Here is a 21,438-nt window from a genome sequence, read left to right as displayed (position 1 = left end):
GGCGGGGTGGCCTGTCTGGGGGAAACCGCTCCGGTAAGCGCGACGATCCTCGGGTAACCGCCGTCCTCCGCCAGTGTCACCGCCCGAACCGACCTGAATTGTGGCCGTGTCGTCGGCATATCGGTTACGTGCCGGGTAGGCGACGCGGAGGCTATCTTGCCCTGATTCGCCGGGCAGTAGGCCTCGACGGACGCGATGACAAACCGGGTCTCGGTGCGGACAACGCGGTCGACGGGGTACATCTGCTCGGGCGGGTCGACCTCGTACGCATTCTTGATCAGTGCGTCCACTACGGCGTCCACCGGCATGCCGCTGTCAAGCTTGTTACACACCTTGTGAGCGGTGACGATCAGGCTAGGCACGTTTCTGAGAGCGGGGATCTCCAGCTGTTCGAGTAGCGCCAGGAACTGGTCGTCTTGACTGGGGTCGGCCGCTGCAGGGCCGCTGCGCCAGATTGCGGCACCGGTGAACAACATGGTGGCGGTGGCAAGCAGGCAGGCCGCGCGACTGGTGATGTGGCTGGACATGGCAGGGGTCTCCATTCTTTTGCCTGCCACTAGCGAGCTGGGATCGTGGCCCGCACCACAGGCAGGGCTTCAAATCGGCTTCCCACGAATTCCTCGCTGAAACGTCGCCGTACCTGCGGCGAAAGACCTTTTCGCGGAGGGCGGTTGCCGGCCCAATCCCAACCCGGTTACCGCACGATTCACGCGATTCCTGAGTCGCAATTCTCACTATCGCCGGCACCGCCGCTTCCCTATGCTGAGCGAGTGCCAAACAGCTATCGGGTAGTGCAATGGACCACCGGAAACGTCGGCAAGAGCTCACTGCAGGCAATCGTCAACAACCCCGCCTTGGAGTTGGTGGGCTGTTATGCGTGGTCGGCCGAGAAGGCGGGACGCGACGCGGGCGAATTGTGCGGCATCGCGCCGCTGGGCCTGGCCGCCACCAACGACATCGACGCGCTGCTGGCGCTGAAGCCAGACTGCGTGGTCTACAACCCGATGTGGATCGACGTCGACGAGCTGGCGCGCATTCTGTCGGCCGGCGTCAACGTGGTGACGACGGCGGCGTTCATCACCGGCCACAACCTGGGAGCCGGCCGCGACCGGATCCTTGAGGCCTGCCAGCAGGGCGGCTCGACGATCTTCGGCTCCGGGGTCAGCCCCGGTTTCGCCGAGCTGCTGGCCATCGTCTCGGCGCTGGTGTGCAGCCGAGTCGACAAGATCACCGTGAACGAGGCCGCCGACACCACGTTCTACGACTCGCCGGAGACCGAGAAGCCAGTCGGTTTCGGCCAGCCGATCGATCATCCCGAGCTGCAGCAGATGGCGGCAAAGGGCACGGCCGTCTTCGGCGAGGCCGTCCGGCTGGTGGCCGACGCGCTCGGCGTTGACCTCGACGACGTCCGCTGTGTGGCCGAATTCGCCCAGACCACAGCCGATCTCGACCTCGGTTCGTGGACGATACCGGCGGGTTGCGTCGCAGGCACCTACATCAGCTGGCAGGGCATCGTCGGCGACAAGATCCTGATCGACCTCAATGTGCGGTGGCGCAAGGGACAAACGCTGGAACCCGATTGGAAGATCGAGCAGGACGGCTGGGTCATCCAGGTCGACGGGCTGCCGAGCGTCACCACCAAGGTCGGTTTCCTGCCGCCGCCGGATTTCCAGGCCGAGACGATCGCCGACTTCATGGTCATCGGGCACATCCTGACCGCCATGCCGCCGATCAACGCGATCCCGGCCGTCGTCGCCGCGGCCCCCGGCATTGCCACTTACACCGACCTGCCGCTGCCCCTGCCCCGGGGAGTGGTCCGATAGGGCGGGTTCAGAATCGCTCGATTTCGGGTATCTAGCAGCCCATGAGTGCCGAAGACAAAGTGAAGAACAAGATCGATGACGTGGCCGGCCGGGCGAAAGAAGCCGTCGGCAAGGCCACCGGTAACCCCGACACCAGGAACGAAGGCCGGGCGGATCAGGCCAAGGCGAATTTGAAAGATGCCGGGGAGAAGATCAAGGACGCCTTCAGGAAATAGGGTTCTTGGAATGAAGCGTCTCCTCCCGTTCGCTCGCCGCGTTGCGGCCGTCACCGGCATCGCCCTGGCCGCTGCGGCACTGCCGGGCGGGCCCGCCCCTGCCGCCAATGCCCAGCCGTGTCCCGATGTCGAGGTGTCGTTCGCGCGTGGAACCGGCGAGCCGCCGGGTGTCGGCGGCATCGGCGGAGCCTTCGTCGACGCGCTGCGCTCGCAGATCGGCGCCAAGTCGCTCAATGTGTACGCGGTCAACTACCCCGCCAGCGGCGACTTCGGCAACCCGGATTTTCCCAAGACGGTGATCGAAGGGGTTCGTGACGCGAGCTCACACATCGAATCCGTGGCCTCGAGCTGTCCCAATACCCGCCAGGTGCTGGGTGGTTACTCGCAGGGGGCTGCGGTGGCGGGCTACGTCACGTCGGCCGCGGTGCCCCCGGGCGTCCCGGCTTCCGCGGTACCGCCGCCGATGCCGGCCGAGATCGCCAGCCACGTCGCCGCGGTCGTCCTGTTCGGCACACCGTCGCCTCAGTTCCTGGGGCAATACGGCGCGCCGCCGATCGCCATCGGCCCGCTGTATCAGCCCAAAGATCTTGAGCTGTGCGCGCCCGGGGACGGCGTCTGTGGTGACGGCAGCGGCCCTAACGCAGCGCACACCATGTACGCGGTGAACGGCATGACCACTCAGGCTGCCGAATTCGCCGCCAGCCACCTCTAGCGCCGGCGTCTAACCCCGGCGTCGGCGTCGACGACTCGCCATTGCAGAATCGCAGCATGCGTGTACTGATAACCGGCGGGACGGGATTCGTGGGCGGCTGGACCGCCAAGGCCATTGCCGACGCGGGTCACTCCGTCCGGTTCCTGGTACGCAATCCGCAGCGACTGGAGACGTCCGTCGCGCAACTCGGAGTCGACACCTCCGACCACGTCGTCGGCGACATCACCGACCGTGAATCGGTGGCCGAGGGGTTACGCGGCTGCGACGCCGTGGTGCACAGCGCCGCCCTGGTCGACACCGATCCTCGCCAGAACCAGCAGATGCTGTCCACGAACATGGCGGGCGCCCGCAACGTGTTGGGCCAGGCCGTGCAACTCGGCCTGGATCCGGTGGTGCACGTGTCGAGCTTCACCGCGCTTTTTCATCCCAACCTGGCGACGCTGACGGCGGATCTGCCGGTCGTCGGCGGGACCGACGGCTACGGCACCTCCAAGGCGCAGGTGGAGATCTATGCGCGCGGTTTGCAGGACGCCGGCGCCCCGGTGAACATCACCTACCCGGGCATGGTCCTCGGCCCGCCCGTCGGCGACCAGTTCGGGGAGGCCGGCGAAGGCGTCCGGGCGGCGCTGCAGATGCACACGATCCCCGGCCGCAATGCCGCGTGGCTGGTCATCGACGTCCGCGATGTGGCCGCGCTGCACGCGGCGCTGCTGGAACCCGGCCGCGGACCACGCCGCTACATGGTCGGTGGGCACCGGGTTCCGGTAGCCGAGTTGGCGACCATGCTGCGGCAGGTCGCCGAGACCCCGATGGTGAGCCTTCCCGTGCCCGACACCTGGCTGCGTGTTGCGGGCTCGGTGCTGGACCTGGCCGGCCCCTATCTGTGGTTCGACAACCCATTCACCGCCGCGGGAATGCAGTACTACACGCAGATGCCCGAGTCCGACGACTCGCCCAGCGAGCAGGAACTCGGCATCACCTATCGCGACCCGCGCACCACCCTGGCGGATACGGTCGCGGCCCTGCGCGCTTAGTCGCTACACCTCGTCGGGGGGCTTCAAAGCTTCGGGCGCGGGGGAATCGTTCAGCCACCTCTTCAGCCGAAGCAGCCCATTGATCACGATGCCCAGCGCCAGCAGCGCCAGCACCGTCACCACGATCGCGGTGGTCATGTCCTCCATAGTGACAGCACCGGAAATCAAAGGGTGGCGACGTACCCCCCGTCGATTCGGTAGTCCGACCCGGTGGTGTTGCCGGAGCGATCGCTGGCCAAAAAGACGATGAGGTCGGCGACCTCCTCGGGAGTGCTGAACCGGCCCGTCGGCGCGTTGGCGGCCAGCATCTCCCGGAACTCGTCGGCGGTCTGACCGTTAGCCGCCGCGAACCCTTCGGCTGCCCCGCCCGGCTCGGTCCAGAACTCGGTCAACACCGGGCCGGGGCTTACCGAATTGACCCGAATTTGCTGCGGTCCCAGCTCTTTCGAGAGTGCCTTGGCAATATTGGTGATTGCCGCCTTGCCTGCGCAATAGCCGTAGGTATCGGGGCCGGGGAGGTAGGCGTTAATCGAGCTGACGAAGACGATAGAACCGCCGCCACGCCGCTCGATCTGCGGCAGCGCCGCCCGGGTGGGCCGCACGGTGCCCATCACATTCAGCTCCCAGCAGGCCTGCCAGTCCTCGTCGGTGATGCTGGCGAAACCGGGGTGAACCGTGGACCGGCCGACGTTGTTGATCAGCACATCGATGCCGCCGCGGTGGGCCGCCGCGGCCACCAGTTCCTCGGCGGAATCGGGCCTGGACAGGTCCACGGACACGTACGACACCTGCCCGGTTTCCACTAGCGCCGGCAACTGCTCACCGCGCGTGCGGGCCCCGGCTATCACGTGCGCGCCGGCGGCGACGAGGGCTTTGGTGACGGCCAGCCCGATGCCCTTGCTGGCGCCGGTGACGACTGCAATCTTGCCCGAAAGATGCAAATCCACCCGTGCAGGCTAACGCCTGGCCCAAGCCGTTAGGCGGGTTTGACCTCAAGGCCGACGTGCACCTTGTCGATGCCGCCGCGCAGGATCGAGTGGGCGTAGAACCACCACGCGTGGTACCAGTACCGCTTCAGCACGGCGTTGTCGACACGCTGCGTTTCCGCTTTCGGCAGCACCCGAGCTACCGCCTCTGCGTCAACGGGAAACTTGGTGGCCGTCTTTGGTGAATGTGGTCAACAGCAGGTACTTGGAATTGATGACGTCGTTGAAGTTGGGCACGCTCGGAGGTTTCCCGTTGACGCGGCTTCCCACGCAATTCAGGGCTACACCGCGCTCGGCGCATGCAGTTCCTGATAGGGCGCACCGAAGCGCGGCACGGTGTGAAAGCCCCGCTCGTGGGCGGCAGCGGTGGCGCGCCGGATCGGCAGAATCAGTGGCACGAAGATGATCTGGTCGAGCACGATCGGCGTGACAAGCCGGTTGTGCACGAACGCGAACGAGCTCTTGGTCGCCGGATCGGCCCACCCGATGGTCCCACCCAGACCGGCATGTCCGTATCCACGCAACAGGCCCGGCACCGGGGACCCGTGGTAACCCAGGTGGAACGACATTGGGAAGACCAGATTCAAGTCCGGGCGCAAACTCATCCTGCCCAGCAGACCGCCCGCCAATTCCGTTGACAGATACTGTGTTTCGTCGATACGGCCATCGTTGGCCAGGGCGCCGTACATTCTGGCCAGACCACGGGCGGTCACCACCGCATTGACCGACGGGATCTCGCTGTCCAGGAATGGGGTGTCGCCCTGCACCAGCGAGGTGATGCCCGGTACGTACATTGCGCCGAGGCCGCCGGCTACCGGCAACTCAGCCAGCCGGGGCACCAGATGGTCGATCAGCGGGTTGGCCCGGGTGTACTGGGGAAACATGATCTGCGCCGGTTGAGTGGGCGCGTCCGCCGCAGGACGCCCCAGGTGCAGACCGTCGGTGTCCAGCGGCTGTGCGACCTCGCGGCGGAACAACTCGCGCATGCCCAGGCCCGTGATCGCCCGGGCCAGACCCGAGGCCAGCCAGCCGTAGGTGACGGCGTGGTATGCCGCGCGCCCGAACAGCCGGTCCACGGGTGCGGCCGCAATGCGCTCCTCCATCAGGCGATGATCGAGCAGCTCCTCCTTGCCGATGCCTTTCAGGTGCGACAAGCCGGCGCGGTGGCGCAACATGTTGCGCACGGTGATTTCCGACTTGCCGTTGGCCCCGAACTCCGGCCAGTACTGTGCGATCGGCGCGTCGTACGACAGCAGCCCGCGATCGGCAAGCCGGTGCAGGACCGTCGCGGCCACCCCTTTGCTGGCTGAGAAGACCATCGCGCCGGTGTCTGCGGTCCACAGGACCTCGCCGCGACGGTCCGACCAGCCGGTCCAGACGTCGACGACGGGTTCACCGTCGACGTACACCGATAGGGCACCGCCGCCGAACCGCCGGCCGGCGAACAGGCGCGCGAAGGTTTGCACGGCACACGAGAAGCGCGCGTCGGCAGCACCCTGCACGTGGGCTGGCAGGCCGTTGCCGGGTTCCAGAATGCTCATGGTGATACCCCCTGTGGGCTGCGGCAATGCCGATACATGAGAATCATATTATCACTTACGAATAAAGCGATTCTCAGAATGCTGCGTCGCTTGCTGGGCAAGTTGGACCCGGGAGTTGAAGCCGAGCTTGGTGTAGACGTGAGTGAGGTGCGTCTGCACCGTGCGTGGCGAGACAAACAGCCGCTGGGCGATGTCCTTGTTGGACAGGCCTTGGCCCACAAGACGTACCACGTCGAGTTCGGCTCGAGTCAGTGCCGCCCAGCCGCTCGATGCCCGCTTACGTTCACTGCGGCGGTGCTGGAGATAGTCGATCGCTTCCTCGGCGGAGAACGCGGCGCCATGGGCCCACGCACTGTCGAATTCGTCGCCGCTCATCGCGGCGCGCAGGGCGGCTACCGACGTCTGGTAGCCGGCGTCATAGATCTCGAACCGCACCGCCCCGGTCCGCTGCCGGATGCCCTCGGCCGCGCTGAGCAGGCGGGCGGCCTCGCGGTGGCTGCCCTGGTCAACAGCCAGGCCGCCGAGGCACTCGAGGATGTCGGGCAGGCAGGTGTGCGCCCCGACGTCGGCCGCGCACGTCAGCGCGTCGTAAGCGACACGTTCGGCTTGTTCCGGCTCGCCCTCGGCCATCGCCACCCGGGCGCGGATGGTCAGCGCCAGGCACAGGTGCCACCCCGTCGTCACCGAGACGGCCTCGTCGGCGCAGTGCCTGGCCCCGGTCACGTTCCCGCCGGCCAGGGCGATCTGGGCCTTGAAGCTGTGCCAGAACGTCGCGGCGTGCGGCTGGACCCTGAGCTTGTGCCACGCCAGATCGCTTGCATTGCGCGCTGTTTCGATGTCGCCGCCGGCCAGCGCCGCCAGTGCCACCGTCGAATAGCCAAGCCCAAGCGTGTATTCGCTTGAGTCCTGGGCATTTTCGAGTGCCGCCTCCGCTGCCGTTCGAGCCGCGCTCACTTCTCCGCGATAGGCCAGGGCATCGCCGAGTCCCTTAAAGCTCAGCGACGCAAGTTGTTCCGCGTCGGCCAGCTCATTGAATTGTCTTGTGGCACCGGTCAAGTCGCCCCGCCAGAGTTGCGCGTATCCCAGGCTCAGCCGGCACAACCGCGAACTGAACCGGTCACCGATCGCATCGGCGAGATCGCGTCCTTCGCTACCGATTCGGTGTGCCGCAACCGCGTCACCGGCCACCACCGCCGCGTTGCTCTGCCAGCTCAGGATCCGGCTGAGTCCCCACTGATCGTCCGATTCCTGAGCCAGGGCGGCCGCCTCGGCGAAGTACTGCCCCACGGCTTGGGTGTGGTGGCTGAAGCTCGCCGTCAATCCACACGCCGTCAGCGCCCGGACCAACAGGGCCGGGTCGTCGTGCTCACGCGCGATCGCCAACGCCTGGGCGGCGTGATCCAGACTGGCTGCGGCGTCGACGAACATGGTGAGCACGGCCGCATCGGCCAGCGCCCGGGCCCGCACCACCGCGCTCACCTCGAGCGTGTTCACCCCGGCCAGTACCGCGTCGAACCAGGCCCGTCCCTCGCTGATGCGGCCCCGCACCAGCCACAGCGGCTGCAGCCGCGACGCCAGCGCCAGCGCCGAATCGCCATCGGCGTTTTCCAGCAACCACCCCGAGGCGGCGCGCAAGTTCTCCAGTTCACCCTCGACCCCGGCCAGCAGGAGGTCGTAGTCGGATCGCCCGGGCTGATCCAAGTCGACGGCCAGCGCCGTGTAATGGTCACAATGGCGTGCCCGGGCGGTGTCGGCCTCGCCGGCCTCACGCAGCTTTTCCAGCGCCAGCTGGCCTACCCCCTCGAAGCGCCGGTAGCGCGTTCTGCCGTTCGAGCTGTCCGCCACCACCAGGGATTTGTCGACCAGCTGCGACAGATCTCCGAGCACGTCGCGGGGCTGCACCTCGCCGAAGCCCGTCACCGCTTGCGCCGCTTCGAGGTTGAATCCGCCCACGAACACAGCAAGTCGGCGAAACAACACCCGCTCGGTGTCGGTGAGCAGGCCATGAGACCACTCCAGCGATGCCCGCAGCGTCTGCTGGCGCGGGACCGCGGTTCGCGCACCTCCGGTCAGCAAACGAATCTTGTCATCCAGGCCGGCCGAGATCTCGGCCAACGACAGCGTCCGCACCCTTGCCGCAGCCAGCTCGATACCCAACGGCTGGGTGTCCAGCCGCTGGCAGATCTGGCTCACGATGCCCGCGTTGTCGTCGGTGCGGGCGAAGTTCGGCTGGGCCAGGCGCGCCCGGTCGGTGAACAATGCGATCGCGTCGCTGACCGCCATCGGCGGCACCCGCCAGGTCACTTCGCCGGTAACCTTGATCGGCTCACGGCTGGTAACCAACAATCTCAAGCCGGGGCAGTCGCGCAGCAGGGCACCCAGGCGGGGTGCGTTGGCGTCGAGCAGGTGCTCGCAGTTGTCGACCAGGATCAGCAGCTGCCGATCGCTGAGGTGGTGCAGCAGCGTGTCCATCGCCGAGCGGCCGGGCTGATCCGGCAGCCCCAGCGCGCGGGCCATCGCGATCGGCGCGAGGGCGGGATCGGTGATCGACCCGAGATCGACATACCGCACGCCGTCGCTGAATTGCGTCGTCAGTTGCGTCGCGACTTGTTCAGCCAGGCGGCTCTTGCCTACTCCACCCGAGCCGATCAGCGTCACCAGCCGGTTCTCCACCACCAGCCCGTGCACGTCGGCCAGCTCGCGGCCACGGCCCACGAAACTCGTCAGGTGCACCGGAAGATTGGACGCGGCAACGCTTTTCGTCACACAAAGCGGCGGGAACTCGTTGCGCAGGTTGGGATGGCACAGCTGCGCGACGCGTTCGAAGTGAATGAGATCGCGCAGCGGCGCCGATCCGCGGTCGGTCAGCCAGGCCTGCTCGGGAAGCTGGTTGACGACGATGTCTCTGGTCGCGGACGACAGCAGGGTCTGGCCGCCACGGGCCAGGTCCCGCAGCCGCGCCGTGCGGTCGGTCGTCGGGCCGACGTAGTTGCCGTCGTCACGCGGCTGAGCGTCGCCGGTGTGGATTCCGATACACAGCCGAATGGGCGTCAGCGGCGCCTGCTGCAATCGCAAAGCGCACTCCACCGCGTCCTCGGCTCGCCCGAAGGCGACCACGAAGCTCTCGGCCGGCCCCTGCTCGACGGCCCGAACACCGCCGAGAGCCGATACGACATCGGCCACGGTGCGATCCAGCTTCGCCAGCGCCGCGGTGAACTCCGTGGACTGTGCCTGCCGCAGGCGCGCGGAATCCTCGATGTCGGCCGACAGCAGCGTCACCGTGTCCGTCAGCAGCAACTCGCCCACGCTCCAGTCAATGACGGCCGGTCTGCAACCTGATCATGTTAACCAGCAACCCACCGGCGCGATCGACGAATATCGGTCGAAGTACGTATAGACGGCCGGCGGCCCTCCTAAAAGCTACGACCCCCGCGTGCGCGATTTGCGCGTTCCTACCGATTGCTGCGGTCATCGCACATAGGACAGTCGGAATGACCGCAATTTCCCATTCAGAGCATGAAGGAATTCTGTCGTGCAACCTCCCGAAGAACCGGCAAGACCGCATGTGGTCATTGCCGGCGCAGGAATTGCCGGGATGGCCGCCGCGATGATCCTGGCCGAAGCCGGAGTGCGGGTCACATTGTGCGAGTCGGCGCCCGAAGCCGGCGGGAAGGCAAAGAGCCTGCGCCGCCCGGATGGTCACCCGACCGAGCACAGCCTGCGGGTCTACCTGGACTATTACCAAACTCTGCTGACGCTGTTCTTGCGGATACCCGCCGACGGCGGGAAGACCGTGCTGGACAATCTCGTCGGCGTTAACGCGGTGCGTGTTTATCGCCACCGCACGTTTGGCCGGGCCAGCGCTCCAGTTGCGGTGCGACGACGGCAAGCCTTTGCGTGGCTCGGCAAAGTCTTTGCGCCGCTTGCCCAATTCAGCCGGATCGTGGTGCGCAGTGCAGCGGTGACGGTCGGAATGACCTCCAGGGGTGTGTCGCCCGTCGATGCCATCCGCTATCTGTATGCACACGTGCGGCTGCTCTGGATGTGCCGCGAGCGACTGATCGCGGAGCTGGCCGACGTCTCGTACGCGGATTATCTGCAACTCGGCGACAGGTCTCCGCAGGCGCAGACGTTCTTTTCGGCATTGCCACGCATTTTCGTCGCGGCCCGTCCGAGTGCCGAGGCGGCCGCCATTGCGCCCATCATTCTCAAAGGCCTGTTTCACTTCACCAGCCGGCCGCCGGCGCTGAACGGCATGGCGGCGCCGTCGATCATGATGATGAACGGCCCCACCAGCGAGCGCATGGTCGATCCCTGGGTTCGGCACCTGCGGAATCTGGGTGTCGACATCCAATTCCACACGCGCATAAGCGATCTCGAATTTCAGGATGGCCGCATTACAGCAGTGCTGTCCGCCGACGGCCGCCGATTCGGCTGCGATTACGCCATTCTCGCGCTGCCCTATCTCATGCTGCGCATGCTGGCCGAATCGGATGGCGTCAGCCGGCATCTCCCCCACCTCACCCAGCAGCACGCCATTGCGCTGGAGTCATCGAACGGAATGCAGGTATTTCTGCGCGACATTCCCTCGACGTGGCCGTCATATGTGCGCCCGGGGGTCGTAGGTACCCATTTCGAAAGCGAGTGGGCGCTAATTTCCGTGCTGCAGGGAGAAGGTTTTTGGGAAGGTGTCCGCCTGCCCGCGGGCACCAAATACGTGCTGTCGATCACGTGGAGTGACGTGGACAAGCCCGGTCCAGTTTTCGGCCGGCCGGCCAGCGAATGCACTCCGGACGAAATCGCGACCGAATGCCTGGCGCAATGCGGCCTTGATCATTCGCACATCCTGGGCTGGCAGATTGACCACGAGCTGAAACACCTGAGCGAGGCCGACTATCAAATTCTGGCCGGTGAACTGCCTCCGCATGTGGCCGGCCCGCCGGCCCGCGGCCAGCGCATGGTCAACCTTTCGCCGCTCACCATATTGATGCCCGGCGCGCGCCAACGATCCCCGCGCATTCGCACGGAGGTCGCCAATCTATTTCTGGCCGGCGAGGCCAGCTATTCGCCGGACTTGACTTTTGTGGTGCCCACCATGGAAAAGGCCGCAAGCTCCGGCTATTTGGCGGCCCACGAAATCGTCGGCGTGGCCGCCGCGCATGCCGCGCCCGATTTGCAGATCGACTTCACAGATCCCGTCCCATTCGCGGTTCTGCGGCGGGTGGATCGATGGTTTTGGAACCGTCGCCGCCCGCCTGAATCACCCTGCGATCCTCGCGACGCAGCCCGCATAGAAACCGGAGTCATCGATGGCTGTCCAGGCCTTGCCCACCACGAAGAACGCACCGCCCGTCGGTGACGCGGAGCCTGATAGACCCGGCCGCTTCGGCGGCCCTCATTTCCGGCTCGCGCGGCGCCGCCAGCCGTCGCCGGCAACGGTGCTGTTGGTAGCGGCTTTCGGCGCCTTCTTGGCTTTTCTCGACTCCACGATCGTCAACGTCGCGTTCCCCGACATCCAGCGGTACTTCCACAGCGGGATCAGCGACCTGTCGTGGGTGCTCAACGCCTACAACATCGTCTTCGCCGCGTTCCTGGTGGCCGCGGGCAAGCTCGCCGATCTGCTGGGGCGCAAGCGGCTTTTCGGCTACGGCGTGGTGTTGTTCACCCTCGCGTCGGGGCTGTGTGCGGCAGCCGACAGCGTCGGGCAGCTGGTCGCGTTCCGGGTGCTGCAGGGCATCGGCGCAGCCGTGCTGGTGCCGGCGTCACTCGGGCTGGTCGTCGAGGGTTTTCCTGCGCAGCGGCGTGCCCACGGGGTGAACCTGTGGGGCGCGGCCGGGGCGATCGCGGCCGGTCTGGGCCCACCGATCGGCGGTGCACTCGTCGAGGCACTGAACTGGCGCTGGGTCTTTCTGGTGAACCTGCCGCTGGGCGTGGTGGCGGTGTTGGTCGCGCGCCGGGCACTGGTGGAGAGTCGCGCTTCGGGCCGCCGACGGATGCCCGACGTGCGGGGAGCGGCCCTGCTGGCCATCGCGCTGGGATTGCTGACCCTGGGCTTGATCAAGGGCCCGGATTGGGGTTGGTCCAGCCTGCCGGCAATCGGATCCTTGGTGGCTGCCGCGGTCGCAATGATCGGGTTTGTCATGAGCTCGCGAATCCACCCGGCGCCGCTGGTGGAGCCCGCGTTGTTGCGCATCCGCTCGTTCGTGGCCGGCAGTGCATTGACCGCCATCGCGAGCGCCGGCTTCTACGCCTATCTGCTGACCCATGTCCTGTTCCTGAACTATGTGTGGGGTTACACGCTGCTGCAGGCCGGCCTGGCGGTGTGTCCGGCCGCGCTCATTGCGGCCGTGGTCGCGGGGCTGCTGGGCCGGGTGGCCGACCGGCACGGTTACCGCGTCATCGTCGGTGTCGGCGCACTGATCTGGGTCGCCAGCCTGGTCTGGTACCTGACATGCGTCGGGGCCACGCCCAACTTCCTCAGTGAATGGCTGCCCGGCCAGATATTGCAGGGCATCGGCGTGGGCGCCACCTTCCCGCTGCTGGGCAGCGCCGCCCTGGCCGGGCTGGCCACCGGAAGCAGCTACGCCACCGCTTCGGCGGTGACCGGAACCATCCGTCAGGTCGGTGCCGTGATCGGCATCGCGCTGCTGGTGATCCTGGTCGGCACCCCCGCGCCCGACGCCGCCGAAGAGGCACTGCGCCGCGGCTGGACGATGGCGGCGATCTGCTTTGTCGCGGTCGCGCTCGGGGCCGTCTTCCTCGGCCGGATCCGCCCAGCCCATACGGAAGCTGTCGCGCCCGAATCGGCCCCGCTGCCGGCGGCGGACTTACCGCGGCCGGCCGCGCCGCCGGTGCCGCCGGCCGCCCCGGATATCGACGTGCTGCAGGCACTGCCCGACCTGCACCGCCACGCCGAACACGTTGAGCTGCAGGCGGGTTCGTACCTGTTCCGGGCCGGCGACGTATCGAACTCGCTTTACGTGGTGCGCAGCGGGCGCCTGCAGGTGATCGACGAACACGGCTTGGTTGCCGAACGGGGCCGCGGGCAAATGGTGGGCGAGGTCGGGGTGCTGCGCAATGCGCCCCGCTGCGCGTCCGTCCTGGCCGTGCGCGACTCGTCGCTGCTGCGCTTACCCAAGGCCGAATTCGCCAAGATCGCCGACGCCCGCCTACTCGGGGTGTTGGCCTGGGTACTGGCCAACCGGCAGGTACCGAGTCCGCGCGTGGTTACTCGCCCGACGGCACGCGAGACCGTCGTCGCCGTAATCGGTGTCGACACCGGCGCGCCCGTAGCGGTGGTGGCCAACGAACTGTGCGCTGCCCTGTCCAAGCGGCTGCGGGCGGTGGCCCCCGGCCGGGTCAACGCCGACGGTCTGGAACGTGCCGAGCAGTTCGCCGACCGGGTGGTGTTGCATGCGACGGTCGGCGACGGGCCGTGGCGGGACTTCTGTGTGCGCGCCGCCGATCGGGTGGTGCTGGTGGCCCGCGACTTCGCGGCGCCTTCCCGGCGGCTGCCACCCCGGGCGCCGGGAGCCGACCTGGTGTTGACCGGACCGGCCGCGGCACCCGAGTACCGGCGGGAGTGGGAGGAACTGATCGCCCCGCGGTCCGTGCACGCGGTTCAGCCCACAACTGTTGCCGACGACCTGCGCCCGCTGGCCGCGCGCATCGCCGGCCGTTCGGTCGGGCTGGTCCTTGGCGGCGGTGGCGCGCTGGCGTGTGCCCACCTGGGCGTGTTGGAGGAGCTGGAGGCGGCCGGGATCACCGTCGACCGCTACGCCGGTACCAGCATGGGCGCGATCATGGCGGCGCTGGCCGCCGACGGCGTGGACGCCGCCGGAGTGGACGCCTATATCTACGAGTACTTCGTGCGCAAGAACCACAGCGACTTCACCGTGCCGAGCAAGGGATTTCTGCGGGGCAAGCGCACCGAGGTCGCCCTGCGCAGCGCCTTCGGGGACCGGCTGGTCGAGGAGTTGCCGAAGCAGTTCCGCTGCGTCAGCGTCGACCTGCTGGCCCGGCGATCGGTGGTGCACCGCAGAGGTTTGCTCACCGACGTGATCGGCTGCTCGATGCGGCTGCCGGTGATGTACCCGCCCATGGCCTACGCCGGTTCACTGCACGTCGACGGCGGCGTACTGAACAACGTGCCGGTCACCGCGCTGGCCGGGCAGGAAGGCCCGTTGATCGCGGTGAACGTGGCCGGCGGCAACCCGAACGGCGCCCCGAACAGCCGCCACGGCAAACGCCTGCAGGTGCCCGGCATCACCGATACTTTGTTGCGCGCGTTGACAATTGGCAGCGGGATGGCCTCGGCCGACGTGCTGGCGCAGGCCGACGTGGTGATCCAGCCCAATCCTGGTGGCATCGGGTTCCTGGAGTTCCACCAGATCGACCGCGCCCGTGAGGCCGGACGGATGGCGGCTCGTCAGGCACTGCCGCAGATCATGGAGTTGGTGTTTCGGTGAGCGTGAAGTCGCCGGCTACTTCCGGTCGGTGTCCCGGCTCGGCTGCACCCGCGGGTTCACCCGGCATCTTCGGGGTGCCGCACCGCTAAGCGCTGTACTGAACAGGGGAAATGCAGGTCTGTCGGTGGCGTTGTGCACCTTGTTATCGGGCGAATTCTCGCCTTCTGCCGAGAGGAGCACTCGATGTCCACCACCCACGACGACAACGCCACGGCTGGCTTCGATGCGTTCGTTGCTTCGTTTGGCGATCGCGTCGCCTGCGAGTTTTCAACACCTCCGTAGCGGAGGCCAGTGCCAACGTCCAACGAAAGCCAAACAGATTGCGACGGCCGTAGACGAATGCGTAGCTGAGCTGCGCGGCACCTGTCAGGGTCAGGGCGCCGAGGCCGAACGGTGAATAACACCAAAAGTGGGTAACAGCCGACCAGCAGATACGCGAAGGGCTTTCCACGCTACAGAAAAATGCTGAACTAGCGCGGCCGCGCGAGCGGAATCGAATATCCTGCGCGGCCACCAGAACCAAGGCAGGAGAACACAAAGCCGAGTCGGGGCGGACGGCTACTTATCCGGATCTGGACGCCAGACGACCTCCAGGTCTTCTTCGCGAACTGTGACCAGGGCTTGGGTTATACCGTCGGCGTCTGAGAATTCCACTTCGTAAGCAGGGGGCAGGTCGCCATGCGCAGACTTCGTATAGTCCAACACGACCGCCCCCCTTTAACCGGCCGGAAGGTTGTACTCCAACAGTGGCCGCCGCAATTGGACTACGTCGTGTTCTTTGGGTTTCATGTCTGTCGTTCTCTCAACTACTGGCAGGAATCGCCGTGACCAAACGCACGACTCCGTCATTGCCGCGTATCCATGCAAATGTTACGTCAATAAGTTTTTCCATTCGCTCCTGTAATTGATATTACTTGGTTGTATTTTATCCCGTATTGTGTCACACCCGTTTGTACCGCCTTGCTATCGTTAAAAACGATCTGTCTGGCAAGGTCGGATTCATTCTGGCGGGTGAAACCTAAAGCCTGCTCGAACCATTTCGCCTCGGGGCCCGGCCGGTTACTTCAGCCCCGTGTCCCGGCTCGGCTGCACTCGTTTGGGTTCGCGCGGCATCTTCGGAGTGCCGCCTGTCCCTCCAAGCACGCTTCTATGTCTGTCAGTGCACGACTGAGGCATTGAAGGCGCAACAGAGTTCGCGGGCGGCATAGCGCCTGAGAGCGCGGCGGAATCCGCAAGCATTGTTGTCGATCGGCAGTGTCGCCATCGCCGTACGGTTGGTGGTGATGACGCTGCGGATCTTCAAATACCGTTGGGAGACAACCTGAAACAGCGCGCAGGCGCGGGCGCAGGCGTAGCGCCGGTGGCTCGATCAGAAGAACTCGCAGCCAGTTGGGTTCTAGAGCAAATCGGCAAAGGCTTCCTTCTCTTCTGGCTTGCCGTAGCGGGTTACAAATCGCAATGCACTTGATCCGTTCGCTGTTTCGATCGTGGGATCAGCGCCACGCTCGCGAAGCAACCGGACGATGCTAAGGGCCGCGTCAGTCGTGTTACGGACAGCGTTGTACAACGGCGTCTCACCCTTTGCATTCTTGGCGTTGACATCGGCGCCGGCGTCGAGAAGTAGCCGGACGATATCCTCGCTGTCACGTGACGCTGCTGCGTGCAATGCCGTGAACCCTTGGTCGTCTACCGCATTCACATCCGCGCCCTCCGATAGCAAACGGATGGTGTTGGCGATCTTATACTCGTTGGCTTTGCGGAGGTTCGCTTCAGCCAACACCGGATCAGTCAACGCCGAGGTGTAGTCGAGGCCGACGGGGTCGTCACCGACCGCGTAGTGCAGCGGTGTCCGGCCCGCTCGGTCACGGTCATTTACGTTCATCCCGCCTCTCTCGGTAATTCAAACGCGTGGCTGAGGTTTCCAGGCGCGTCTTCGAGCTGATAAAGCTTGGGCTGTTGCAGTACTCGATGAGCTGCTGGCGAGTCCAGTGTTCCCGGATAGCGGTGTCGCGAATCCGCCACCACTCTTCGTTCGGAAGGTGGCCCAGATGGTAAACCGGGTCCACCGGATAGCGCACCCCGTCAGGACCGAGGTAGTACTTGCCGTCGGCGCTCTTGGACAGATTCAAAATCGCATCCTCGTACTGCTTGGCCACCGGGACCAACATATTGTCATCGCTGGCGCTGATGTAGTACTTCCCGTCGGGCGTCTTCCTAGCTACCGCCTGCCGAGCGGATACCATGCGCTAGGGCAACAGCCAGGAAGGTCGTCCTCTTTATCGTGGCTGAATTCACGGGCGCTTGCGTAACCGATCACCTTCGCCTGGTTCCTCACGGAGTACGTACTCATTCAGCATGTCGAAGACCGTCGGCCACGTAGAGGGTCCGGGTATCGCGGTCCAACATCCAATCCGCGTTGGGCGTCAGGTCATGCGTCGTCAAAGCCGATGATTCGTATCCGGCGACCCTGCACTCAGGTGCCACCATTTCACTCTCGTCCCACTGGCTGAACCCCGCCGCGGGTCGGCACGTTACCGGCACGGGGGTTCGTCGGCTGCGTTCAGCGCGGCGAATCGCGTTACGCGGTAGCGAATTCCACGGTCTTGGCGTCACGCGCGCAAGCTGCGTGGCCCACAGCGGCGGACACCGTGACGCCGTTCGGGTGAAGTTCGAGGTAGTCGAAGAACATTCCCACAGTGGCGTCTGCGCCCGGGCTGTCATCGGGGCCGAGCATTTTGTCGTCAGGCTTCGGGATCGCGCAGCGTTCGCCGATCACGGACGCAGTGCGGACACGTCCGTCGACGCCCTTCACGAATAGGTTCGCGAAGCCACCGACGGCACGCAGCCGGCCGAGCAAGACCGAGTATCGTTCGTCCTCCAACGCAACAACTACAGGAAATCCGCCGTCATCACTGGTGACGGGCAATTCCACGCCCGCCAGGGCGCCACACGCGAGGTTCCAGTCAACTACCCGGCGGAACACATCAGGTCGGTCAGCACTCATTACCTGCTCACGCTCCTCATCCCCGGATAATACGCAAACGTTCGTAGATCAGCGGTTGTGCCATCCCGTATGCATTCTGCACGTCTTCAACGACATCCAACCGAACAACCGTGCGTGTCAGACCGTTTTGTGGGTGATGGTGGCAGCAGCCGTGGCAACAGCTGCCTCGCGGCGCGCTTTCCGCAGCTCCTGCTGCCCCTGCTGCTCGCGCCTAACCATGCCGACCACCATACGGGCGAGGTTCAGGTGATCAACTGCAAACTGCCGCCGATGCTCTGGTCGATGTAGCGACTATCCGCAGGAGATGAAGCGGTATCCCCCGGATCGGGAAGAGGGTTCGTCACCGGAACCACTCAGCGGGATGCGCCAGTGCGCCAGGGTATTCGCTGTCCAGACCATGACCGATCTGGGTGACCGGCATGGTGTTGTCGGGCACGGACGCCAGGACGTCGGCCATGCCGGAGTCGGCGGTGATGAGGGTCCCATCGAGACAGTTGTCCTCGATGCCGTCAAGGCCGGCAAAGGCCGGCAAGATCGCCCCAGCCCGCCAAAAGCATTGGGTCAGCTCGATCAGCGGTCGCGCCAATACGCGTAACCCGCTACCGCACAACGTAATTGACAATCTAAAAACCTTTGTTCCGCAACGTGTTTGGCGGCAATATTTTTACCTCGTGTGTAAAAGTCGTGAAGATCGTCGCGACTGCCTTGGGAGTGGCCCGTCAGAATAGACGGGGGGACCGTTGTAGCACAATGCATTTCACGCATCTAATGCCATTGTGCCGCAATGGATTTCGGTCTCCCGATCCAGGCTTGACAGGTCGACCGGCTGCCCGCGTAGTGCCAGCCAGTTGGAGAAGTAGGTAATCGACTGGCAGTAGAGAACCAGGGTCCGGTCCGCCTTGCCCTCGACGCGCAGTGAGCGGTTGAAGCGGCCCCGCCGCGATTCGAGGGATTCGGTCACGAGTATTGAGGTTGTCGGGCGAGCATGCGTCATGCTAGGCGCCGCACGATGTCAATCCGGGTTGTTTTCCCTTTTCAGATCGGTATTTCGAGAGGGCTGCACACGTTTGGGTTCGCCCGGCATCTTCGGGTAGTTCGGCGGATACGGCATGTCGCCAAGCCCGCGCTCTTCGTCGGCTTCGACCATCTCCAGCAACGGCGCGATCGACTGAGCCACATCGTCCATGCCGGCCCACGGATCCTCGCGGCTGGCGACCAGATCGGGAACGGTGGCCATGGTGTAGTCGTCGGGGTCGGCGCCGGCCAACTCCGCCCAGGTCAGCGGCGTCGACACGGTCGCGATCGGGGTACGGCGCACCGAATACGCCGAGGCCATCGTCCGGTCGCGGGCGTTCTGGTTGAAGTCGAGGAAGATCCGCTCGCCACGCTCCTCTTTCCACCACGACGTGGTCACCGCGTCGGGCGCACGGCGCTCCACCTCCCGCGCCAGCGCGATACCCGCCCGGCGCACTTGGACGAAATCCCAGTCGGTGGCGATCCGCAGAAAAACGTGTACTCCGCGGCCGCCGGACGTCTTCGCAAAGCCAACCAGCCCGAGTTCGTCCAGGAGCGGCCGCAGCACATCGACGGCCACCGCACGCGCTTCCACGAAACCGGTGCCGGGTTGGGGATCCAGATCGATGCGCAACTCGTCGGGGTGTTCGGTGTCCGGACAGCGCACCTGCCACGGGTGCAGCGTCACCGTGCCCATCTGGGCGGCCCACACGATCGCCGCGGGATGGGTCACCTTCAGCGCGTCGGCGGTCCGGCCGGACGGAAACGTCACCCGGCACGTTTCCAGATAGTCGGGATGATGCTGCGGCACCCGCTTCTGGTAGATCTCCTCGCCGTCGATGCCGTCGGGGAAGCGCTGCAGGTGCGTCGGCCGGTCCTTCAACGCGGTCAGCATCGGGCCACCGGCCACCGCCCGGTAGTAGTCGACGAGCCGGCCCTTGGTGCCTTCGGCGCCGAGGGCGGGAAAGTACACCTTGTCGCGGTTGGTCACCCGCACGGCGATGCCGTCGACGTCGACTTCTTCTGCTGCAGAGGCCATACCTGATTCCAGCACGGCGCAGGCCAGAATGAACCAATGGACTTACCTGTGATGCCGCCGGTCTCGCCGATGCTGGCCAAGTCGGTCAAGACCATCCCGGCCGATGCTTCGTACGAACCGAAATGGGATGGCTTTCGGTCCATCTGCTTTCGCGACGGCGACGAAGTCGAGCTGGGCAGCCGCAACGAACGGCCGATGACCCGCTACTTTCCTGAATTGGTCGCCGCGGTCCAGGCCGAGCTGCCGCCCCGCTGCGTGATCGACGGCGAGATCGTGATCGCCACAGACCACGGGCTGGATTTCGAAGCGCTGCAACAGCGCATCCACCCCGCCGATTCGCGGGTGCGGCTGCTCGCCGCGCAGACGCCGGCCTCCTTCATCGCCTTCGATCTGCTCGCCCTGGGCGACGACGACTACACCACCCGCCCGTTCAGCGAGCGGCGCGCGGCACTGGTCGACGCGCTCGAAGGCTCCGGTCCTTCCATCCACGTCACGCCTGCCAGCACCGACCTGGCCACCGCGCAGCGGTGGTTCGACGAGTTCGAAGGAGCCGGCCTGGACGGCGTCGTCGCCAAACCGCTGACCATCACCTACCAGCCCGACAAGCGGGTCATGTTCAAGATCAAGCACGAACGCACCGCCGACTGCGTGGTCGCCGGCTACCGGGTACACAAGTCCGGCGATGACGCGATCGGCTCGCTGCTGCTCGGGCTCTACCAGGACGACGGCCAACTCGCGTCGGTCGGCGTGATCGGCGCATTTCCGATGGCCGAACGGCGGCGGCTGTTCACCGAACTGCAGCCGCTGGTCACCGGTTTCGACGGGCACCCGTGGAACTGGGCGGCACACCAGGCCGGCGAACGCACACCACGAAAAAACGAGTTCTCCCGCTGGAACGCCGGCAAGGACCTTTCGTTCGTGCCGCTGCGGCCCGAGCGGGTGGTCGAAGTGCGCTATGACCACATGGAAGGCGTGCGTTTTCGGCATACCGCTCAGTTCAACCGGTGGCGTCCCGACCGTGAACCGCGCTCGTGCACCTACGAACAGCTAGAGCAACCAGTCACTTTCAGCCTGGACGACATCGTGCCCGGCCTCGGTAGCAACAATGCCGATAAGCCGTAATACAAATGCGAACACTTTTCTCCCAACACACCTTAGGCTGTCGCAATGCACATAGCCGCATTGTTCGTGGCCGGCTCGGCCACCCTCGATGGCGCCGCGATTAACGCCACACAGATCCCCACGACCAGCTACGACGTCGACCAAATCCCCATGTGGTTGACGGTTCCGGTAGTGCTGGTGGTGCACGCGCCGTCCGGTGGCGACTACGACCCGCAGATCTATGTCGTCTGCAAGGACCCCGCCGGCGAACGGCGCGGAGCGATCCGCTCGATTTGGGACTGGCCCGACGAAGACAACAAACCATCGAAGTACCGCTGCTTCACCTACGATCTGTCGTTCGCCATCGAGTCCGAAGGCGAGTACACCGTCGGCGCCTATCGCGACGCGGAAGCCACCGACGAGTTGGGCACGCCTATACCGTTGGCGATCAGGCTGGGCGGTCCGCGCGCAGCCGGCAACAACGGGTCCGGGGCCGACTAG

General features: G+C 65.6%; 21 protein-coding genes and 1 pseudogene. 9 read left to right on the top strand and 13 right to left on the bottom strand.

The genetic code is table 11. The features are described 5' to 3' along the window. The coding region (locus BST12_RS17445) for a DUF732 domain-containing protein (RefSeq protein ID WP_245850382.1) at nucleotides 1-542 on the bottom strand (542 nt) is incomplete at its 3' end. A 228-nt stretch (nucleotides 543-770) separates the two neighbouring features. Here BST12_RS17445 and BST12_RS17440 point away from each other — a divergent pair. Genes BST12_RS17440 through BST12_RS17425 form a run of 4 tightly spaced genes read left to right on the top strand, consistent with a single transcriptional unit; the run spans nucleotide 771 to nucleotide 3,784 of the window. Then, the gene (locus BST12_RS17440; protein WP_083114380.1) at nucleotides 771-1,823 is read left to right on the top strand and encodes an NAD(P)H-dependent amine dehydrogenase family protein; all 1,053 of its coding nucleotides are present in this window, start codon (nucleotides 771-773) and stop codon (nucleotides 1,821-1,823) included. 41 nt (nucleotides 1,824-1,864) lie between these two features. Beyond that, nucleotides 1,865-2,038: a CsbD family protein gene (locus BST12_RS17435; protein ID WP_083114379.1), complete on the top strand. Its 174-nt coding sequence runs from the start codon at nucleotides 1,865-1,867 to the stop codon at nucleotides 2,036-2,038. 10 nt (nucleotides 2,039-2,048) lie between these two features. Then, nucleotides 2,049-2,750 (top strand): cutinase family protein, encoded by a 702-nt coding sequence (locus BST12_RS17430; RefSeq protein WP_083114378.1) that lies wholly within the window; start codon nucleotides 2,049-2,051, stop codon nucleotides 2,748-2,750. Nucleotides 2,751-2,806: 56 nt separating this feature from the next. Continuing rightward, the gene (locus BST12_RS17425) at nucleotides 2,807-3,784 is read left to right on the top strand and encodes an SDR family NAD(P)-dependent oxidoreductase (RefSeq protein WP_083114377.1); all 978 of its coding nucleotides are present in this window, start codon (nucleotides 2,807-2,809) and stop codon (nucleotides 3,782-3,784) included. A gap of 3 nt (nucleotides 3,785-3,787) precedes the next feature. Here the strand turns inward: BST12_RS17425 and BST12_RS34295 are convergent, their stop codons facing one another. The 5 genes and pseudogenes from BST12_RS34295 to BST12_RS17405 form a co-directional block, all read right to left on the bottom strand. Beyond that, the gene (locus tag BST12_RS34295) at nucleotides 3,788-3,922 is read right to left on the bottom strand and encodes a hypothetical protein (protein ID WP_264062764.1); all 135 of its coding nucleotides are present in this window, start codon (nucleotides 3,920-3,922) and stop codon (nucleotides 3,788-3,790) included. Between the two features lie 26 nt (nucleotides 3,923-3,948). After that, nucleotides 3,949-4,731 (bottom strand): SDR family NAD(P)-dependent oxidoreductase, encoded by a 783-nt coding sequence (locus BST12_RS17420; protein ID WP_083114376.1) that lies wholly within the window; start codon nucleotides 4,729-4,731, stop codon nucleotides 3,949-3,951. A 29-nt stretch (nucleotides 4,732-4,760) separates the two neighbouring features. Beyond that, nucleotides 4,761-5,007, bottom strand: a pseudogene (locus BST12_RS17415) (PNPOx family protein). Between the two features lie 44 nt (nucleotides 5,008-5,051). Then, the gene (gene lipL / locus BST12_RS17410; protein WP_083114375.1) at nucleotides 5,052-6,311 is read right to left on the bottom strand and encodes an esterase/beta-lactamase LipL; all 1,260 of its coding nucleotides are present in this window, start codon (nucleotides 6,309-6,311) and stop codon (nucleotides 5,052-5,054) included. 51 nt (nucleotides 6,312-6,362) lie between these two features. Next, nucleotides 6,363-9,617 (bottom strand): LuxR C-terminal-related transcriptional regulator, encoded by a 3,255-nt coding sequence (locus BST12_RS17405; protein WP_083114374.1) that lies wholly within the window; start codon nucleotides 9,615-9,617, stop codon nucleotides 6,363-6,365. A gap of 226 nt (nucleotides 9,618-9,843) precedes the next feature. Here BST12_RS17405 and BST12_RS17400 point away from each other — a divergent pair, with 226 nt between their 5' ends. Both BST12_RS17400 and BST12_RS17395 read left to right on the top strand, forming a co-directional pair. Then, nucleotides 9,844-11,670, top strand: a complete 1,827-nt coding sequence (locus BST12_RS17400; protein WP_083114373.1) for an FAD-dependent oxidoreductase — start codon at nucleotides 9,844-9,846, stop codon at nucleotides 11,668-11,670. Further along, a complete protein-coding gene (locus tag BST12_RS17395) occupies nucleotides 11,621-14,779 on the top strand; it encodes an MFS transporter (protein WP_083114372.1) in 3,159 nt (1,052 codons plus the stop codon). Before BST12_RS17400 ends, BST12_RS17395 begins: the two co-directional genes overlap by 50 nt. Before the next feature lie 558 nt (nucleotides 14,780-15,337). Here the strand turns inward: BST12_RS17395 and BST12_RS33500 are convergent. The 4 genes from BST12_RS33500 to BST12_RS17375 form a co-directional block, all read right to left on the bottom strand. Beyond that, the gene (locus BST12_RS33500; protein ID WP_245850380.1) at nucleotides 15,338-15,484 is read right to left on the bottom strand and encodes a DUF4926 domain-containing protein; all 147 of its coding nucleotides are present in this window, start codon (nucleotides 15,482-15,484) and stop codon (nucleotides 15,338-15,340) included. 691 nt (nucleotides 15,485-16,175) lie between these two features. Beyond that, the gene (locus BST12_RS17385) at nucleotides 16,176-16,661 is read right to left on the bottom strand and encodes an ankyrin repeat domain-containing protein (RefSeq protein ID WP_083114371.1); all 486 of its coding nucleotides are present in this window, start codon (nucleotides 16,659-16,661) and stop codon (nucleotides 16,176-16,178) included. After that, a complete protein-coding gene (locus tag BST12_RS17380; protein ID WP_170062140.1) occupies nucleotides 16,648-16,935 on the bottom strand; it encodes a GH-E family nuclease in 288 nt (95 codons plus the stop codon). Before BST12_RS17380 ends, BST12_RS17385 begins: the two co-directional genes overlap by 14 nt. A gap of 422 nt (nucleotides 16,936-17,357) precedes the next feature. Beyond that, on the bottom strand, nucleotides 17,358-17,783 hold the full coding sequence (locus BST12_RS17375; RefSeq protein ID WP_139801736.1) for a hypothetical protein: 426 nt from the start codon (nucleotides 17,781-17,783) through the stop codon (nucleotides 17,358-17,360). Nucleotides 17,784-17,897: 114 nt separating this feature from the next. Between BST12_RS17375 and BST12_RS32030 the strand changes: the two genes are divergently transcribed. After that, nucleotides 17,898-18,071 carry a hypothetical protein gene (locus BST12_RS32030; RefSeq protein ID WP_170062139.1) on the top strand — a complete coding sequence of 58 codons (174 nt, stop codon included), beginning with the start codon at nucleotides 17,898-17,900 and terminating at the stop codon, nucleotides 18,069-18,071. A 52-nt stretch (nucleotides 18,072-18,123) separates the two neighbouring features. Here the strand turns inward: BST12_RS32030 and BST12_RS17370 are convergent, their stop codons facing one another. The 3 genes from BST12_RS17370 to ligD form a co-directional block, all read right to left on the bottom strand. Next, nucleotides 18,124-18,405: a hypothetical protein gene (locus tag BST12_RS17370; protein WP_139801735.1), complete on the bottom strand. Its 282-nt coding sequence runs from the start codon at nucleotides 18,403-18,405 to the stop codon at nucleotides 18,124-18,126. A 135-nt stretch (nucleotides 18,406-18,540) separates the two neighbouring features. Further along, a complete protein-coding gene (locus BST12_RS17365; RefSeq protein ID WP_083114367.1) occupies nucleotides 18,541-18,744 on the bottom strand; it encodes a hypothetical protein in 204 nt (67 codons plus the stop codon). A 51-nt stretch (nucleotides 18,745-18,795) separates the two neighbouring features. After that, a complete protein-coding gene (ligD, locus tag BST12_RS17360; protein WP_083114366.1) occupies nucleotides 18,796-19,836 on the bottom strand; it encodes a non-homologous end-joining DNA ligase in 1,041 nt (346 codons plus the stop codon). A 36-nt stretch (nucleotides 19,837-19,872) separates the two neighbouring features. On the opposite strand from ligD, the gene BST12_RS17355 reads away from it, so the two are divergent. Both BST12_RS17355 and BST12_RS17350 read left to right on the top strand, forming a co-directional pair. Next, a complete protein-coding gene (locus BST12_RS17355; protein ID WP_083114365.1) occupies nucleotides 19,873-20,958 on the top strand; it encodes an ATP-dependent DNA ligase in 1,086 nt (361 codons plus the stop codon). A gap of 45 nt (nucleotides 20,959-21,003) precedes the next feature. Continuing rightward, on the top strand, nucleotides 21,004-21,438 hold the full coding sequence (locus BST12_RS17350) for a hypothetical protein (RefSeq protein WP_083114364.1): 435 nt from the start codon (nucleotides 21,004-21,006) through the stop codon (nucleotides 21,436-21,438).

The organism is Mycobacterium angelicum (genome assembly GCF_002086155.1).
Classification (GTDB): Bacteria; Actinomycetota; Actinomycetes; order Mycobacteriales; family Mycobacteriaceae; genus Mycobacterium; species Mycobacterium angelicum.
Note: the sequence above shows the minus strand (reverse complement) of the source record. Positions and strands in the feature narration are given on the sequence as shown.